General features: G+C 46.6%; 12 protein-coding genes. 6 read left to right on the top strand and 6 right to left on the bottom strand.

Annotated elements, in window-relative coordinates; translation table 11 throughout:
* Positions 1-66 precede the first annotated feature (66 nt).
* Positions 67-1,038 carry a helix-turn-helix transcriptional regulator gene (locus ACMUEV_RS25955; protein ID WP_190652412.1) on the bottom strand — a complete coding sequence of 324 codons (972 nt, stop codon included), beginning with the start codon at positions 1,036-1,038 and terminating at the stop codon, positions 67-69.
* A 341-nt stretch (positions 1,039-1,379) separates the two neighbouring features.
* On the opposite strand from ACMUEV_RS25955, the gene ACMUEV_RS25950 reads away from it, so the two are divergent.
* Together ACMUEV_RS25950 and ACMUEV_RS25945 are read left to right on the top strand one after the other, a co-directional pair.
* Complete coding sequence (locus ACMUEV_RS25950) at positions 1,380-3,113, top strand: ABC transporter ATP-binding protein (RefSeq protein ID WP_190652411.1); 1,734 nt, start codon at positions 1,380-1,382, stop codon at positions 3,111-3,113.
* A gap of 266 nt (positions 3,114-3,379) precedes the next feature.
* A complete protein-coding gene (locus ACMUEV_RS25945) occupies positions 3,380-4,192 on the top strand; it encodes an ABC transporter ATP-binding protein (protein WP_242044626.1) in 813 nt (270 codons plus the stop codon).
* 102 nt (positions 4,193-4,294) lie between these two features.
* Here ACMUEV_RS25945 and ACMUEV_RS25940 read toward each other — a convergent pair whose 3' ends face one another.
* Together ACMUEV_RS25940 and ACMUEV_RS25935 are read right to left on the bottom strand one after the other, a co-directional pair.
* Complete coding sequence (locus tag ACMUEV_RS25940; RefSeq protein WP_190652409.1) at positions 4,295-6,838, bottom strand: TonB-dependent receptor domain-containing protein; 2,544 nt, start codon at positions 6,836-6,838, stop codon at positions 4,295-4,297.
* A gap of 176 nt (positions 6,839-7,014) precedes the next feature.
* Complete coding sequence (locus ACMUEV_RS25935; protein WP_190652408.1) at positions 7,015-8,007, bottom strand: helix-turn-helix transcriptional regulator; 993 nt, start codon at positions 8,005-8,007, stop codon at positions 7,015-7,017.
* A gap of 308 nt (positions 8,008-8,315) precedes the next feature.
* On the opposite strand from ACMUEV_RS25935, the gene ACMUEV_RS25930 reads away from it, so the two are divergent.
* Both ACMUEV_RS25930 and ACMUEV_RS25925 read left to right on the top strand, forming a co-directional pair.
* Positions 8,316-9,233, top strand: coding sequence for an ABC transporter substrate-binding protein (locus ACMUEV_RS25930; protein WP_190652407.1), 918 nt, complete (start codon positions 8,316-8,318; stop codon positions 9,231-9,233).
* Positions 9,230-11,251: an iron ABC transporter permease gene (locus tag ACMUEV_RS25925; protein WP_190652406.1), complete on the top strand. Its 2,022-nt coding sequence runs from the start codon at positions 9,230-9,232 to the stop codon at positions 11,249-11,251. Before ACMUEV_RS25930 ends, ACMUEV_RS25925 begins: the two co-directional genes overlap by 4 nt.
* Before the next feature lie 21 nt (positions 11,252-11,272).
* On the opposite strand, the gene ACMUEV_RS25920 is transcribed toward ACMUEV_RS25925, so the two are convergent.
* Positions 11,273-12,745, bottom strand: a complete 1,473-nt coding sequence (locus ACMUEV_RS25920) for an energy transducer TonB (protein WP_190652405.1) — start codon at positions 12,743-12,745, stop codon at positions 11,273-11,275.
* Between the two features lie 276 nt (positions 12,746-13,021).
* Between ACMUEV_RS25920 and ACMUEV_RS25915 the strand changes: the two genes are divergently transcribed.
* Together ACMUEV_RS25915 and ACMUEV_RS25910 are read left to right on the top strand one after the other, a co-directional pair.
* The gene (locus ACMUEV_RS25915; RefSeq protein WP_017286197.1) at positions 13,022-13,663 is read left to right on the top strand and encodes a MotA/TolQ/ExbB proton channel family protein; all 642 of its coding nucleotides are present in this window, start codon (positions 13,022-13,024) and stop codon (positions 13,661-13,663) included.
* A 14-nt stretch (positions 13,664-13,677) separates the two neighbouring features.
* On the top strand, positions 13,678-14,079 hold the full coding sequence (locus tag ACMUEV_RS25910) for an ExbD/TolR family protein (protein WP_190652404.1): 402 nt from the start codon (positions 13,678-13,680) through the stop codon (positions 14,077-14,079).
* A 353-nt stretch (positions 14,080-14,432) separates the two neighbouring features.
* Here the strand turns inward: ACMUEV_RS25910 and ACMUEV_RS25905 are convergent, their stop codons facing one another.
* Together ACMUEV_RS25905 and ACMUEV_RS25900 are read right to left on the bottom strand one after the other, a co-directional pair.
* Positions 14,433-15,044: a Crp/Fnr family transcriptional regulator gene (locus tag ACMUEV_RS25905; protein ID WP_017286199.1), complete on the bottom strand. Its 612-nt coding sequence runs from the start codon at positions 15,042-15,044 to the stop codon at positions 14,433-14,435.
* 411 nt (positions 15,045-15,455) lie between these two features.
* A complete protein-coding gene (locus ACMUEV_RS25900) occupies positions 15,456-16,484 on the bottom strand; it encodes a chlorophyll a/b binding light-harvesting protein (RefSeq protein ID WP_190652403.1) in 1,029 nt (342 codons plus the stop codon).
* Positions 16,485-16,499: the final 15 nt, after the last annotated feature.

Here is a 16,499-nt window from a genome sequence, read left to right as displayed (position 1 = left end):
GAAGTAGGAGTTTATGCCGAAAGCAAAAAACTCCCAAATTCGGATTATTTTCGACCCAAATCCGGATCAGCGGGCTAGACTGACGACTCCACACTGCTGCTGATACACTTTGGGAGTGCTGCCAAAATGCCGTTTGAACACGTCTGAAAACTGACTTGCTTTGCAATATCCCAGAACCTCTGCGACATCCTTCACCCGCATCGCAGAATCAATCAACAGCGATCGCGCTAATTTCATCCGCTCCGCTTGCAAATAGCCCAAGACCGTTGTACCAAAACAATTCCGAAACCCGGACTTCAATTTATAGTCATTCAGCCCAACTTGACGAGCTAACTCCAGCAGCGAAGGAGGATCACTCAGTTGCTCTAGCAGAATATCTCTTGCCCAATAGATTCGGTCAATCTCGTCTGATTTGAGGGGAGCTTGGGGGATCGGCTTCAATGGCTCACCTAGTGTTGCGAGACGCATTGCAATCAGTTCGATCGCTTTGGCTTCCAAATACATTTTGCGCGTTACGCCCTGATACGGACAATCCAGAATTTGCCGCAGTGTCGTCTGCATTTCAGGAGTCGTTTTCCCCATCTGCCAAAACTCGCGATCGCTCGGTTCTTGCAAGACTTGCACTAAATCGATCGGCAGCAAGCCAAAGTCTTCTTCTACCAAACGCTGCAAGAATGTCAAACTAAAATGGATGTCAAACTTGAGAATGCGATCGCCCCCTTTCCACCGCATCATGCTGCCATCAAAGACATCCCAGGAGATACTCAAAAAATTTTGTCCAGCCCGAATTCCTTCATTCCGATTCGTTCCCAGTAAGCAAAAACTCAATTCCAACTCCGGTTCAGCACTGCGATCGCTGGCGGAATACTCTACAACCAAATCCTCGACCAGTTGATAGTCATCTACTAACAGATTGAGTCCTTCGGATAAATTACTATCCCATCGGTAAACCCTGCCACATTCAGGATTGTCAAGGCTTAATTCGCGGGTCGTTGGACTAATGAGAGGTACATCATCAGCAGAAATGAGCAGAGGCATGAATCTAAACCGCAGTGAACGTCTGTAGGTTTGAAACAGTCAGCAGAATTTGTACAGGTTAGTGTAGAGTTAAATGCAAATTATTATCAAATAGTTTGTCAGAAAAAGACTGCAAAGTAGCGGCGATTGCAGTCGAAAAAATCTGAGGGAGAAATAGACACAAAGCCCAAGTGCGATCATACTCAATGCATAACTCGTATAAGGCAGTTCTCCTCAATCTTGTTTAGAAAATCCGTTTAGGAGCCAAAAAACTCCCGTTAGCAGTCAAAATCATCTTTCTGTCGCGATCTCAACACGGTAGACTATGCTGTGTTCTTTTTGGCTGTTCCGTTAGTGCGACGATGCAGAATGCTCTTCAACAATACAAACTCCTGCTCGCTGACTATCTCACGCCTCAATGGAAGCGCGTTTTGGGATTAGCGATCGCACTGCTCACCAGTATTGCACTCCAAATCATCAATCCTCAAATTCTGGGTTACTTTATTGATACTGCTGTGCAAGGCGGATCGCAGCAGGCTTTACTGACTGCAACGATCGCGTTTATTGCGATCGCGCTTCTCACGCAAGGCACTGAGATCGCGGCAACCTTTCTCAGCGAAATTGTCGCATGGACGGCAACAAATGCACTTCGAGTGGATTTAGCAGAACATTGTCTGCGATTGGATCTATCTTTTCACAAAGCACACACGCCCGGAGAAATGCTTGAAAGAATTGATGGGGATGTGAATCTACTTTCTAAATTCTTTTCTGAGCTAGTAATTCATGTACTCGGTAACAGTCTACTTCTGTTTGGAATTCTCATTGTTTTGTGTTTTGAGAATCAGCTAGCAGGAATGAGCTTGACGGCTTTTGCGATCGTGGCTCTGATTGCGCTATTGGCACAAAGATCAATCGCGATCGCGCCTTGGGCAGAGTATCGCCAAATTAGTGCTGAGTACTATGGCACGATTGGAGAACACATTGCTGGACGAGAAGACATTCGCGCAAATGGGGCTGTGAATTATGTGATGTTTCGCTTTTATGAACTGCTGCAACGCTGGCTTCCGGTTTATCAAAAAGCGAGATTTGCTAGTACAGTCCTATGGTTTACCAGCGTGGGATTATTCACGATTGGCAATGCGATCGCGCTATTTCTCTCTGCTTATCTTTGGTCGAGAAATGCGATTACGATCGGAACAGCTTATCTCATTTTTCACTATACAAACCTTCTCGCAAAGCCAATCGAACGAATTCGAGAAGAACTTGAGCAACTCCAACAGGTTGAAGCAAGTATTCAGCGGATTCATCAGTTGCTCAACATAGAGGCAGCATTCAATGATTGTGGGCAGGCTGTTTTAAGTTCTGGTGCTTGTGCGATTTCTTTTGAGCAAGTGTGCTTTCGATATGAGTCTGAAAACTGGACATTGCAAAATCTATCGTTTCACCTGCCAGCAGGGCAAATTCTTGGAATACTAGGGCATACAGGCAGCGGTAAAAGCACGATCGCTCGGTTGCTTCTAAGACTATATGACATTCAATCCGGTGAGATTCGTTTGGGAGAGTGTGCGATCGCTGATCTCTCACTTTCAGACCTGCGATCGCGAGTCGGATTAGTAACACAAGATGTTCAGCTATTTCAAGCGAGTGTACGAGATAATCTTACTTTTTTCAACGATCAAATCTCAGATGCCTACATTTTAGAAACGCTTGAATTATTAGGCTTAACACCATGGTTACGATCGCTGCCGGATGGGCTAAACACTCAATTGGGAGCAGATAGCACAGGTCTATCCGCAGGACAGGCGCAGTTACTTGCATTAGTGCGTGTTTTTCTGAAGAATCCTAGTCTCGTAATTCTAGATGAAGCGTCTTCTCGGCTAGATCCGCAGACTGAAAAAATGATTGAAGGAGCAATGGATCGACTGCTTGAACATCGGACAGGAATCATTATTGCGCATCGCTTACCCACACTCCAACGCGTAGATCAGATTTTGATACTGGAACAAGGAAAAATTGTCGAATATGGCGATCGCGAAACGTTAACCCAGCAAGCGCACTCACAATTTGCTCGCTTGCTGAGGATGAGCGCGAATTAGAACGATTCAGCATGAAGTCGATGAATTTGCCGCAGACTCTTACAACCCACATCAAACAATATATCTATGTCAAACAGGACAGGCTCTATTCTTGAGCTTTTGTGATACTCGACACATGCGCGCTGCCATAGCTAAGAATTAATGGCAAGTATATAGGGATGAAATTATAATCAGGCGCTCGGAACGCTTGCCTGATTGACCGGGTTCACAAAAGAGCAAAATTCTGATTAAATCAGACTTAGTTCAATTTAATGACAATTTTTCTCATGTCAAATCCTGCGACACTGATAGCTCGCGATCTTTCTCTTGCTTATGACGGAACAGTGATTGTCCAGGATTTAACTCTTGCGATTCCTACTGGCAAGATCACCGCTTTAATTGGCGCAAACGGATGTGGTAAATCCACGCTTCTACGTGGATTAGCCAGGTTGTTGAAGCCTGTGAGCGGGGCAGTGTACTTAGATAGCAAGTCAATTTTTCAACGACCCACAAAAGAAGTCGCGCAACAGCTAGGATTACTGCCGCAAAATCCGATCGCACCTGAAGGACTCACGGTCAAAGATCTGGTAGCTCAAGGACGCTATCCGTATCAAAATTGGCTGCAACAGTGGTCTCCTCAGGATGAACAGATTGTTCAGCGCGCATTAGAGATTACGGATTTAACCCAATTTGCCGATCGTGCATTAGATACGCTCTCCGGTGGACAACGCCAACGGGCTTGGATTGCAATGGCACTCGCGCAAGATACTGAGATTTTGCTGCTAGATGAGCCAACAACATTTTTAGACTTAGCCCATCAGATTGAAATTTTAGATTTGCTGTATGACTTGAATCAGCGCGAAGGTAGAACGATCGTGATGGTACTTCATGATCTCAATCAAGCTTGTCGGTATGCAGATTACCTCGTCGCCGTTCAAGCAGGGCGAATTTTTGCAGCCGGAGATCCTGAATCTGTGATGACCGCAGAGATTGTACGGGCGGTATTTGATTTAGACTGCCAGATCTTTAGCGATCCGATCTCAGGAACGCCCATGTGTGTTCCAATTAGCCAGAAAGCGAAAAATATTGCGCGATCGTAAGCTCTAGCGCGATCGCACATGTTTTTCGTAATAATCCTGCATCACTTCGTCGTTAGAACGACTGAGCGTTCAATGCCTCAATCGTTCTAGCATCAAAATTTGCTACCAGGTGAAACCATAGCGCACACTGAGCGATCGCCCGCGCCCTGCTAAGTATTGGGTATCGCTCGTTTGCAATTGAGAAACGACTGGGAAGTAATCTGCATTCAATAGGTTCTCGATCGCAACCTGTAGAGTGCCGCTTCCGACTTTGATCTGACTAACAAAATCTACAGTGATGTAATCGTTGACTGCCTGACGACCAAACGCATTACTATTGTTGAACTGGTTGCGAGCACCAGAGTACAGCAGTTGTAAACGATTGCGCCAGCCTGGAAGCGTTTCATTTTCTACATAAGCTGTGAGCTTCAAAGGTGGAATGCGAAAACCATCTAGGAAGTTTTCGTAATCCCCATCATTGTTCGCATCAATCCGACCTTCTGCTAAACTTGCAGTTAGTCCTAGATTCCAGTTTCGGCTGGGCTGCACATCTAAGGTTGCTTCTACGCCATAAATTTGTTCAGGAGCACGGATGATGTCAACAAAACTGGCAGCGAATGTAGTCCCTAGGTTTGAGGTACTATAGAAGCCCGAAATAGAAGCTTGAACGTTGCGCCATTCTCCACGCAGACCAATTTCATAGTTATTCACTTTTTGGGGTTCAGGTCGCACTCGCTCAAACTGGAAATTGTTGGGTGCGGCTCTTAAAACTCGTCCAATGTCGGCAAGTGAGAAGCCTTGAGAAAAACTAGCAAATGCACTGAGTTCTGGCGTAATTCGATAAACGGTACCCAGATTAAATAAGGTTTCGTCATAGTTCACCTTGCCGCCTGTGACCGAATTATTTGCAATCGTTGCAAAGTCATCGACACTCACCGCAGCCCGTTCATGTCTGATTCCTCCCCGCACAAGGAGACGATCGTTGAGTCGTGCTTCGAGTTGTCCGAATAATCCTAAGCTATCCGTTGTAATGGGCGGTGTCCAAGTGCGATCGCCTAACTTCCGAAATGCTAAACCATTGCTATTGTCGAAGATGGCGGGATCAAAAAACGATACAGGCTGCCGAGAATTTTCATGACTAAAATCTAGCCCCCAGAGTAAGTTTACGGCTTTGTTTGCTGTGAGTGGAGTTTCAACATCAAAACGAGTTCCGAATCGTTGAGATTCAACTCTTGACTGAAAAATCAAACGTCCTAAGCTTGCAGTGTTGCGAGCATCGAAGGGAAAGAAGCGCGCTAAAACATCCCGATAGTAGATTTGTCCACGTACTCGACTCCCCAACACATTTTGATGAGTGTATTCCAAATTGAAAATCGAGTTTTTAGTTCCAGGTTCATCTTCAAGATTAAGCCCCTCTAGAACTCGCGCTCGTTGGCGACCTGCTAGGCGATCGACGATCGGATCACTTGTAAATGCGGGATCTTGTTGATATTCAAAACGACTGGCTGACAGCACTAAGCGTTGATTTTGGTCTGGCGTGTAAACGAACTTGCCAAATAAATTGATCGAATCTGCATCGGATAGTCCTCCTTGTCCAGTCGGATCGAGTGCAATACGATCGCCATTGGCATCAAAGAAACTACCAATGTTTGCGATTCCAGCACTGAGCACATAGCCAACATTGCCTTCTGTCCCGGAGAAGGTTTGCTGCACGGTTTGACCCCAAGCATTTTCTGATCCCGTCAGCGATGTATTCACTCCAATTTCGGTCGTAGCTGTGAGCCGATTCTGGGCAGGAGTGCGAGTAATGAGATTGATCACACCTCCGGTTGCACCATCTCCATAAAGAGCCGTTGCACCGCGCAGCACTTCGATCCGTTCGATGACACTTGGATCGATCGTTTGCAAATCCCGAAAAACATTAGGGGTCGTTGCTTGAGGAATCCCATCAATTAAAACAGTAACGTTCCGTCCTCGTAATGTTTGCCCAAAAATATTGTTTCGCTCGTTGGGTGGCGCAAGTCCCGGAACGAGTTTGCTCAACGCATCAGAAACATCACGAGAGACTGCAAACTGTTGCTGAAGTTGATTCCGATCGATCGTTGTAATCGATTGGGGAACATCGCGACGGGTTTCCTGAGTTCGAGTGGCTGTCACGACAACTTCTTCTTCGTCTTCTGCTGTTTCGGTTGGTGCGACGATCGCCAGTGTAATTCCAGCTTGGCTTGCTCGGATTGTTGCGGTCGGAGTCTCGTTTGTGCTCGTGATGCTTACTTGTACCCGATTCGGGGCGATCGATTGAACAGTGACTCGCTGAATGCCTTCTGCTGGAGCGTCTACCTGATAGGTTTGACCTTGAGGAAGTGCTAAAACTGCATTCTCAAACTCAGCAATGAGAGTCCGATCGCTTGTTGTTAACACAGGTTGGGCTAGGGGTTTTACAGCCTCCAGAACAACATCAACCCCGGTTGCAGTGGGCACGAATCGTACATCTGTAATCTGAATTCTATCGGTTTGGAGTTCTTCAGATGACTGCGATAGTAGTGTTGCCGATCGAGAAACCTGCTCAAATTCTTGAAGCCGTTTCACTGGAGATTCTGCGATCGCAGTTGACTGAAACACTAACCAAAACAGTGGAAAACTAGAGTACCACAACGCCCGATTCATACCGCCTCACACAAAACTTTAGTGCGCTCTTATTAGGATTTAGTTCTAATAGTGAGCTAAAAGTTAGTTTATCAAAGTCGATAGAAAAAGTCTTACGCAATCGGGAGCTGACTTAATCAAAACGGAGCAATATTTGCAATAAATAGTGATTGAATCTCGATTAAATAAACTGCGGTTTAACTGCGTCGGAATTTGTGTGGACTCATTCCAACTTGTCTGTAGAATGCGTTACTGAAAGCAGGTAAGCTGCTGTAACCAACCTTGGCAGCAATGTCCGTAATATAAAGATCACTTTCTCTCAACAATTGTTTGGCTCGTTCCATCTGGCAAGCTCTCAAATAGCCAAATACAGTTGTTCCAAAGATTTGGCGGAAGCCTTGTTTGAGTTTGCAGTCATTTAATCCAACCTGTTGCGCTAAATCGACCAGTGAAGGAGGATATTCGATCGAGCATTGTAGAATCTCTTTTGCCCGCTCAAGCTTTTCCAAATCCTGAGATTTCCAGGCTGTTGATGGTATGGGTTGTTGTTCATCTTTTGCCCAACGTGCAAGCTGTAAGGTTAGCAGTTCCAGAGATTTACTTTCTAAAAACATCTGCCGCAATGCACCTTGATAGGAACAAGACAAAATCTGCTGAATCATGGGTTGAATGGTACGAGCCGCAATCCCAAAGGTTTGGTGAAAGGGAGCAATCGGCTGTCCGTCTAAGAGTCGCCGAATCAGGAGGGGAAATGTTTGATCGAGAGCGTACGATCGTAAAAAATCAAGACCGACACTCAATGTTAGGCGTTGTAGCGGTTGTTGGGCTGGATAATATTCGATCGATCGAACATCAGGAAGATAGCAGATACAGCTTTCTCCATTCTCTTCAGAGCGATCTTCCTCTTTCGCTAAACCAGGATTCACAATCCGAAAATCACCGGATAGATAAAACGTTAGCGTAAGCTGAGGAAGTTGATACACATAATCTAGATGAATGGGTCGATCGTAGATCACGTTATCTAACCAAAGCTGAAATCCTTCTCGGAAAATCGTTAATCGTCTTTGCCCTTGCCCCAATGCTTGCGGTAATTGGCGCAGTCCTTCGTGACCTTGCCACGTCCAAACTTGATCTGCTTCTAGTGCAGCTTGCCACAGATCATTGAATTCGCCTTGTGTCACGATGTCCATTTTGATCGCCACAAACTTTGATAGGAACTTAAACGGTAGGAACTTCAACAAATTTGGTTGACCACTCTCCCGAAGATTTTAGCTTGTTTTGAGATACTATTCATATTAATTCTCAATAATTATGAAGTCTCAGCCGATTATTACATGTTTCAAGATTGTTTTTATGCCATTTTTGATCGTTAAACTGACGAAGTGAGTGATTTAGAGTCAGATCAGAATAACTCGCATTAATTCTCAAGAAAGAGAGGAATGACGTGTTTAATCCATCACGTAGCAGAGTAGTTTGACTAGCATTCAGGGAGAAGTCCATGTCTCAGTTTAGTAGGCGGCAGTTTCTTGTTACAGCGCTAGCTTCTGCCGCCGTAGTTTCTTGTACACGCCAAAATCAATCTCGCTCCAACATCTCAACAACTGCAAGCCGTATTGTCGCGCTCGAATGGGTGTATGTCGAAAATCTCTTGGCATTAGGAATTCAACCGATCGGAGTCGCAGACATTCGAGGCTACAAAACCTTTGTAGATATAGAACCAAAGCTAGCAGAATCCGTGGTAGATGTGGGTACTCGTCAAGAACCGAGTTTAGAAGCGATCGCTCAACTCCAACCCGATCTGATCATCGGCACTCAACTCCGGCATGAGACGATCTACGATGCTTTATCCGCGATCGCGCCAACACAGCTCTTTAATCCTTATCCAGACTCTAATACTCTGTCCCAGTTTGATGAGATGCAACAGACGTTTAGAGCGATCGCACAACGAGTCGATCGGCGTGAAGCTGGGGAAACAATGTTACGTCAAATGCAAGATACTTTTCAGGCAGCCAGCGATCGTCTGCGTTCTTCAAAGCAAAACACGCGCTCTTTTATTCTAGGGCAGTTCAACGAAGCCACTCCCCAGATTCGGCTATTCACAGATGATGCAATGGCAGTACAAATCCTCAACCAGATTGGATTAAAAAATGCGTGGAAAGGACAACTCGATCGCTTCGGGTTCAATACTGTCGGAATTGAAGCATTCCCCAAAATTGAGCAAGCAAGCTTTCTCTACATTGCTGGAGAGAATAACACTCACCTCAAGCAATTGCGGGAGAATCCAGTCTGGAAAGGATTAAAGTTTGTCCAGGAGCAACGGTTGTACCCTATTGGCGCAGAAACTTGGGTGTTTGGCGGCCCTAAAAGCGCTCAATTATTGGTTGAAAAAGTGACTGCTACACTCACTGAAAAATGAAGATTCAAATCGTTTCACCTCTTAAGGTCTTTGGTTTAGGAACCATGCTGTTGCTGGTGCTATTCATGGTTCACATCACCCAAGGACAAGCAAACTTAGATCTTGCTACCGTGATCGAGGCTATTTTTTCACCCAATGATACGCCCGAACACAACATTGTTCGCTATCTTCGGTTGCCTCGCGCCACACTTGGCATTCTTGCAGGAGCCGCTTTGGGAATGGCAGGCACTGTTTTACAAACGATGACTCGTAATCCTTTAGCTTCACCTGCGACTCTCGGAATTAATGCAGGTGCTTATCTTGCTGTTACGCTGGCTGTCATCTTTTCACCTGGATTATTTTCAATCTCACCCACACTGATCGCTTTAGTTGGGGGATTATTTGCCGCAATTTTAGCTTATGCGATCGCAGGAGCAGTCAGAGCCACTCCAATCCGCCTAACACTTGCAGGAGTAGCAGTCTCTCTCGCATTGTCCGCCTTCACTGCTACTCTACAACTCATCTACGAAAATGAAACCAGTGATTTATTCTTCTGGGGAGCGGGTTCTTTAGTTCAAATTGACTGGAGTAAAGTTCAGTATGCGGCTCCTAGAGTCGCAATTGCCGCAATTTTATTACTGGGAATGGCAAGATCCTTAGATGTGTTGTCTCTTGGGGAAGAAGTCGCCCGATCGCTCGGTAACACAGTCCAACTCACCCGTATCTTCAGTACCTTGCTAGCTGTATTCTTAGCCGCGATCGTCGTCAGTATATCCGGCCCGATTGGCTTCGTGGGGCTTGTTGCTCCACATATGGTCAAACTCATGGGATGTCGAAAACACAAATTATTACTGCTCGGTGCGGCACTATGGGGCGCAATTATGTTAGTCGGATCGGACATTATTGCTCAAAGTTTGACCACCAACTTGAACGATCTCCCAACCGGAAGTATTACCGCGCTCATCGGTGCTCCTTTCCTCATTTGGCTAGCTTCTACGTCAAAACAATTAGGAGATGATACGCCTTCTATCTCTACTCAGCAGCAAACTTCTTCCCGTCGGTTCTCTTATCCGGTGTTGCTATCGGGTTTGATAGGTCTACTATTCATTATTGCGATCGCAGGACTCCTACTCGGCAATCGCACGATCGGTGTTGACCAACTCATCGATCTGGTATCCGGTCAAGGCACTGCCTTATCTCAAACCGTGATTTTAAATCTTCGTTTACCTCGATTGTTAGTTGCGATGGTTGCAGGTGCAACATTAGCGGTGAGTGGATTGCTGCTTCAAGGAGTCGTGCGAAATCCGTTAGCCGGACCTGAAATCGTTGGCGTAACATCAGGGGCAGGATTAGGAGCAATGATTGTTCTGGTTTTCGTTCCCAATGCGACTCCTGAGAGTCTTTCATTGGCTGCAATCGTTGGGGCAGTCAGTGCTTTTAGCTTGGTCTACTTACTATCTTGGAAAAAAGGAGTACTGCCAGCGAGGTTAGCACTTGTTGGGGTCGCCGTTTCCGCATTTTGTTCTTCTGGGATCAACGTGCTAATAGTCCTAGCAAAATTACGAGTTGCACAAGCGATCGTGTGGCTGTCAGGGAGTACTTACGCTCGCCAGTGGGATGAACTGTGGCGATTGATCGTCTTACCTGTTTTACTCTTGCCGATCGTATGGTTGTTTGCGCGCCGATTAGATGTTTTGGCGCTAGGAGAAGATGTGCCTCGAACTCTAGGAATGTCTCTGCAACGAGTTCGTGCAGCCATGATTGCAATCTCAGTGGTTCTGTCAGCCGTTGCCGTTTCCACAGTTGGCACAATTAGCTTTGTGGGATTGATTGCACCTCATGCAGGTCGGCTATTAGTTGGAGGTCGTTACCGTCAACTTGTCCCTTTAGTTGCCATTTTAGGCGCAATTCTAGTCAGCCTTGCCGATGTAATCGGAAGAACTGCGATCGCGCCTAGAGAGATTCCTTCAGGGCTAGTAACCGCCATGATTGGAACACCTTATTTTTTGTGGTTGATTCTAGTCAAGCGAACAAAGTAGTCCCATAACTTATCTCATCAATTATGGTGTGGACGGCTCCGCAGGCGGTTGCGCAGGCGGGGCTTCTGCGGGAGCAGGTTCGGGGGGTGGAGCTTCTACGGGCGGGGCTTCTGGAACAGGTTCGGGGGGTGGAGCCTCTACAGGCGGGGCTTCTGGAACAGGTTCGGGTGGAGCTTCTACGGGTGGAGCTTCTATGGGTGCGGGTTCAGGGGATGGAGCAGCAGGAGTCGGAGAGGGTGAAGTCGTTGGGGGTGGTTGGATGGGTTCAGTCGCAGAAGCAGGGGGTTGTTGCTGTTGGGCTTCGCGTTGAATACGCTCTCGCTCTAAGCGTTCTTGTGCCGCGCGTTCTGCTTCTTGTGCCGCGCGTTCTTGTTCTTCTTGGCGACGACGACTAGCATTTTGCCGCTGGAAATCGGAGCCTTCTTGTTCAGAGGTGACGCGAATGCGTTGACCTTGAAAACCACTTTCTGAAGCTTCATATCTGCGCCGACGAATGGCTTCTTCCGCTTTACGATCGACTTCTGCATTCCCGCTCGATTGTCTCAAGCGGACATTGGTCACATTGCCATCTTTATCAACATCAAAATCAAATCGGGCTGAACCTTCTGCCCCAAGATATTCATCTAATCCGCAGTTGTTTTTGCACTTTGGACGATTGCGGCGAGAACGAGCGGACGGGTCAGAGTCTTCACGCGGCGGAGCTTGGCGAATCGCAACAGGTTGAGGTGAAGGACTCGGGCGACCTTGCTGTCCGGAGCCTGTACTGTTGCCAGTTCCGTTACCCGTGCCATTGCCGATCCCGTTACCCGTACCCCGATTTCCGATCCCGTTACCCGTGCCATTGCCAGTTCCATTGCCAGTTCCATTGCCGATTCCGGTGCTAGTTCCAGGCGTTTGCTTGCTTGCTTGTGTGGTGGGTGAGGTCGTTGGACTCGATGCAGGACTTGCAGAGGTGCTCGGAGTCGGGGTTGAACTCGGCGTTGGACTCGGACTGGGTGCAGGGGTCGGAGTTGGACTGGGTACAGGAGTCGGTGTTGGGCTTGGTGTTGGGCTTGGCGTTGGACTTGGCGTTGGACTCGGTACAGGGGTCGGAGTTGGATCAGGAACGGGAGTCGGTTCTATAATTTCTGGCTCTACGGTCGGAGCAGGCACAAGAACAGGTTCGGGGATCGCTTGTGCAATTTCATTCGGTGGAGGGGTACTAGGATTTGGGTTAAAGAGTGAGAACTGTTCTGAACCACCTCCACTCCCTCCTGCTTCTACTGATGTAGAAACATCTGTTTCAGGGGGAGCTTCATCAGGTTGATCCTCAGCAATGATTTCTATTTCTTGTTCTGCAATCGTCGCTTCTAAATTTGGTTTCCAAAACATCACCAACAACGGGATCAAGATAAGATGCAATGCGATCGCGCCCGTAAAACTAAAGGGCAAAAACCGCTTCAGTCCTAGTGCTTCTTTCTGACGCTGCTCGGCGATTTCTGGAACAATGCTCATAAAATATTGACAATAAATTGCATCAGATGATTTTTCTGATCTCAGGCTAGTAGCTCGCCCAACATCTGTCAATGGTTGATCAAGAATGAAATCATACTCTAAGAATGCCTGTTTTCAAATAAAATTTGGCGGCTTTCAGATCCGCAAGCAGGTAAAAATACTTGACAATTAGTTTCATTTGGTTCTACGCTGCTCTATGAATATTTTGCCGCTTCAGCACAGTTTTTCGCATTCACAAGCCTTTGAACAGTTATCAGAGTAGGTTGGAGTTTAGGAATGAGTAACGCGATCGAGATTCTGAAAGCAGGCGGGGTTGTTATGATCCCCTTGCTATTGTTTTCCATTACGGCGATTGGCTTGATCATTGAGCGATCGCGCTATTGGAGTCGCATTATCAAACGTCAACCGAAGATGATGCAGCGCGTGTTGATGCTCTATCAGGAAAATGATGTGGCAGAAGCGATCGCAGTTCTGAAAAAGAACCTTGATCTGCCTGCGGCTCGGATTTTGCTATCGGCACTCTCGCTTGATCGTCCCACACCAGAACAGTTTAGTTTGGCGATGAAAGCAGAAGCACAGGCAGAAGTGCCAGGAATGAAGCGATTTACCAACATCTTCGATACGATTGTGGGCTTATCTCCACTGTTTGGATTGCTCGGCACAGTCACGGGATTAATCGTTTCCTTCTCGTCGCTGAACATCGGCAATGTTGGCGGGAGCCAAACCGCAGGCGTAACGGGTGGGATCAGTGAAGCTCTAGTTTCGACTGCATCAGGACTGATTGTCGCGATCTTTAACTTGTTTGCAGTTAGCATCTTTCGCGGGTTCTTTACTCGCCAGACAGCGCTGATTGAGGAATACGCCAATCGGTTTGAACTCATCTACGATCGCCGCTACGAAACCCGCCGAGTCTCCTAACTGAATGAAGTCTTATGTTATTTCCTGAAGAAAACGATCAACCGCCTCAGATCAATATTGTGCCGATGATTGATGTGGTGTTTGCACTGCTCACTTTTTTCATTGTTTCGACTTTGTTTTTAACCCGATCAGAAGGCTTACCGGTGAATCTTCCCCAAGCAGCAACCGCTAAGATTCAGCAGCAAACAAGAATTGCTGTTAGCATTCAGCCGGATGGAGAAATTGCGTTAAACAAGCGCCCTGTTCAGATTTCAGACCTCCAAGTTGGGGTAAGAACTTTGGTGCAAGCGAATCAGCAAGCGGTGGTCGTGATCAATGCCGATGAAAAAGTGCAGCATGGTCAACTTGTGGCAGTCATGGACGAAATTCGCAAAATTGATGGGGTAAAAATGGCGATCGCAACGAAGAAGAAGTGAACTTGATCACAGATTGTGAATCTACTACGCTGTGTCGTTTGACAGTCAGTATGCTCATCTTCTATATAAATGATAGTTTTCGATTGACTGACGTTAAAACTTAATTTTTAGGTACGGCGATCACAGATTCAATCACGAGCATCAGGCGATAGTCCGTCGATTCAAACATACTGATGCTGTCTTGTCTCACCAGTTCTAAGATGCAAAATAGAGCAAGCCTCGCAGTTATAGTTTTCTAGCGTTCTAGGATTTCACACAATTGCTGCACAATTAGCAGATTCGCCAATTGTGCGATCGCTAATTGTGCAGACCACCTTACGTACAGATCTACTTGAGGGTTGTTTTCATGAATTTCAGACCGCTCTGAAATTCTGTAAAAGAATTCGGTGCTGGCAGAGTTGCTGAATTTTTCCGGCTCGTCTTAACTCGCTTAAAGAACGGGTCACAGTTACCCTCGTCGCGCCAATTAACTCGGAAATACATTGGTGGGTAAGCGGAATATCAATGAGATATCCCTGCTCATCTAATCTGCCAAATCGTTGTGCTAACCATTCTAAAAGCTTGACCAATCGAACCATCGTCTGCTTGATGCTCGTCACATTCAGCAAGGTCTCTACCTGGTGGAGGTGAGATAGAAGCAAGTGAGTGCAATCATCCGACAAGGGAATTTCTCTGACTAGCACTGGAGTCAAACATTCAATCTGGTAAGGAGTAATCGTTGAGAGCTGATGTCCGACAACCTCTCCAGTTCCCCATATCCCTAAAGCAGAGATCGTCCCTTCATCATCCCAAGTAATCGTTCGGACATAGCCTGATTCAATTCTCCACAAACCATCCCGAGTAAAGGGCAAGTGTTCTCGATACCGAAACGATCGCGCTTGAGTGACATCACAGGGAGGGATCAAGGAGAGATACCGTTCTTCAGAATGGGTCTTAGCGGTAGCGGTTGAAAGAGTAAAGAGCATGTTTCTTAGGTCTGGAAATAGCTGGACTCACAGAGCAGGGTTCAAAATCTCGACACTGGAGAGCAGCCTCAGTCAGAGCTTCACAGGGTCGAACTGTGCATTTCAGGTTGTAATCTCCGGTGAAGTAAGCACAGCGACTACAAGGAATTCGATGCAGCCTCCTCAATCGCCTCATTCCGTCTTGTCCTGCCCAACTAAGACTAAAAAGGAAACCCGTTAACAGTGCAAAAATGCAAAAGCAGCAGAAGAAAACCTGGCAAAGTTGAACGAGATAGTTCATGATGGCTGTGTTCCTGACTAGCATTCACCCACTCAATTTTCGGTCTATGGTTCATCGGGTCTTCCTAAATCATGGCTGAAGTGCGATCGACGGAAGAGGAACGATCCTCCTCCATCATCAGAAATCAAAGTCTAGACTTGCACTGAATTCAATGCTTTCTCAATTCGCTTGAAGTCGAAGCCCATGGCTCGAAGGGCGTGCCAGAGATGCCCTTGTAAGAAGAAGAACGCCAAGAAGAAATGAGCATTTGCCAACCAAGAGCGGGGAGTATGAGCGCCCATGGGTAACTGAACGGTATCCGCAAAGTAAGGCGTGATTCCGAGCTTAACTTCGAGTGCAGGTCCGTAGAACTCAACCGGATAAGCAAGTGTATTTACTGCACAGAAGTAAGCCGCAACAAATCCAGCAAGCGCAATTCCACCCAAAGAATACGAGAGAATCGCCTCACCCGAAAAGATCAACAGATTTCTTGCCCACTTTAATGGTGGAACAAGAATATGCCAGATTCCACCCCCGATGAGCAGCAATCCAACATAGACATGTCCTCCGACCAAATCTTCCAAGTTATTTACACTAGCAAAATGCGTTTGATATCCATAGATGATTGCTGGATTCAGCGTTGGCTCAGTCACGACACGAACATCTTGAATCGTCGCATCATAGATTCCACCGAAGAACATTGCTTTGGTAACGAGCAACAATGCGCCGATCCCTAACAACAAGAGATGATGACCTAAGATAAATCCGAGGGTTTCAGGCTTTTCCCACTCAAAGTGGAACTTCCGTGCTTGTCCTGTTGCTTTTTTGAGATCTTGCGGCGCTCTGAAGGTGTGGAACAATGCTCCTGCTCCCAATACCGCAGAAGAAATCAAATGAACTGCACCCACAACAAAGTAAGGATAGGTATCGACGATTTGTCCCCCTTTACCGACTCCTAACCCCAAAGTTGCAAGGTGCGGCAGTAAGATCAATCCTTGTGCACCCATGGGAAGCTCTGGCGAATAGCGCGAGATTTCAAATAGCGTAAACGCTCCAGCCCAAAACGTAATGAGGGCAGCTTGAGCAACGTGAGCTGCAATGAATAAGCCCGATAGATTGGCAAACCGGGCATTTCCTGCCCACCAATCATATTGAACTTCCGAATTTCCGTAACTTTGCATGATTTAGTTTTCTCC

This window comes from Leptolyngbya sp. FACHB-1624, from assembly GCF_047649235.1.
Classification (GTDB): domain Bacteria; phylum Cyanobacteriota; class Cyanobacteriia; order Leptolyngbyales; family Leptolyngbyaceae; genus Leptolyngbya; species Leptolyngbya boryana.
This window is presented reverse-complemented; position numbering and strand designations above follow the sequence as displayed.

Coding starts and splice junctions, on each gene's coding strand:
- ACMUEV_RS25940 (WP_190652409.1), bottom strand. CDS start 6,838: ATGAATCGGGCGTTGTGGTACTCTAGTTTTCCACTGTTTTGGTTAGTG.
- ACMUEV_RS25915 (WP_017286197.1), top strand. CDS start 13,022: ATGAGTAACGCGATCGAGATTCTGAAAGCAGGCGGGGTTGTTATGATC.
- ACMUEV_RS25935 (WP_190652408.1), bottom strand. CDS start 8,007: ATGGACATCGTGACACAAGGCGAATTCAATGATCTGTGGCAAGCTGCA.
- ACMUEV_RS25920 (WP_190652405.1), bottom strand. CDS start 12,745: ATGAGCATTGTTCCAGAAATCGCCGAGCAGCGTCAGAAAGAAGCACTA.
- ACMUEV_RS25930 (WP_190652407.1), top strand. CDS start 8,316: ATGTCTCAGTTTAGTAGGCGGCAGTTTCTTGTTACAGCGCTAGCTTCT.
- ACMUEV_RS25955 (WP_190652412.1), bottom strand. CDS start 1,038: ATGCCTCTGCTCATTTCTGCTGATGATGTACCTCTCATTAGTCCAACG.
- ACMUEV_RS25925 (WP_190652406.1), top strand. CDS start 9,230: ATGAAGATTCAAATCGTTTCACCTCTTAAGGTCTTTGGTTTAGGAACC.
- ACMUEV_RS25900 (WP_190652403.1), bottom strand. CDS start 16,484: ATGCAAAGTTACGGAAATTCGGAAGTTCAATATGATTGGTGGGCAGGA.
- ACMUEV_RS25910 (WP_190652404.1), top strand. CDS start 13,678: ATGTTATTTCCTGAAGAAAACGATCAACCGCCTCAGATCAATATTGTG.
- ACMUEV_RS25950 (WP_190652411.1), top strand. CDS start 1,380: ATGCAGAATGCTCTTCAACAATACAAACTCCTGCTCGCTGACTATCTC.
- ACMUEV_RS25905 (WP_017286199.1), bottom strand. CDS start 15,044: ATGCTCTTTACTCTTTCAACCGCTACCGCTAAGACCCATTCTGAAGAA.
- ACMUEV_RS25945 (WP_242044626.1), top strand. CDS start 3,380: ATGTCAAATCCTGCGACACTGATAGCTCGCGATCTTTCTCTTGCTTAT.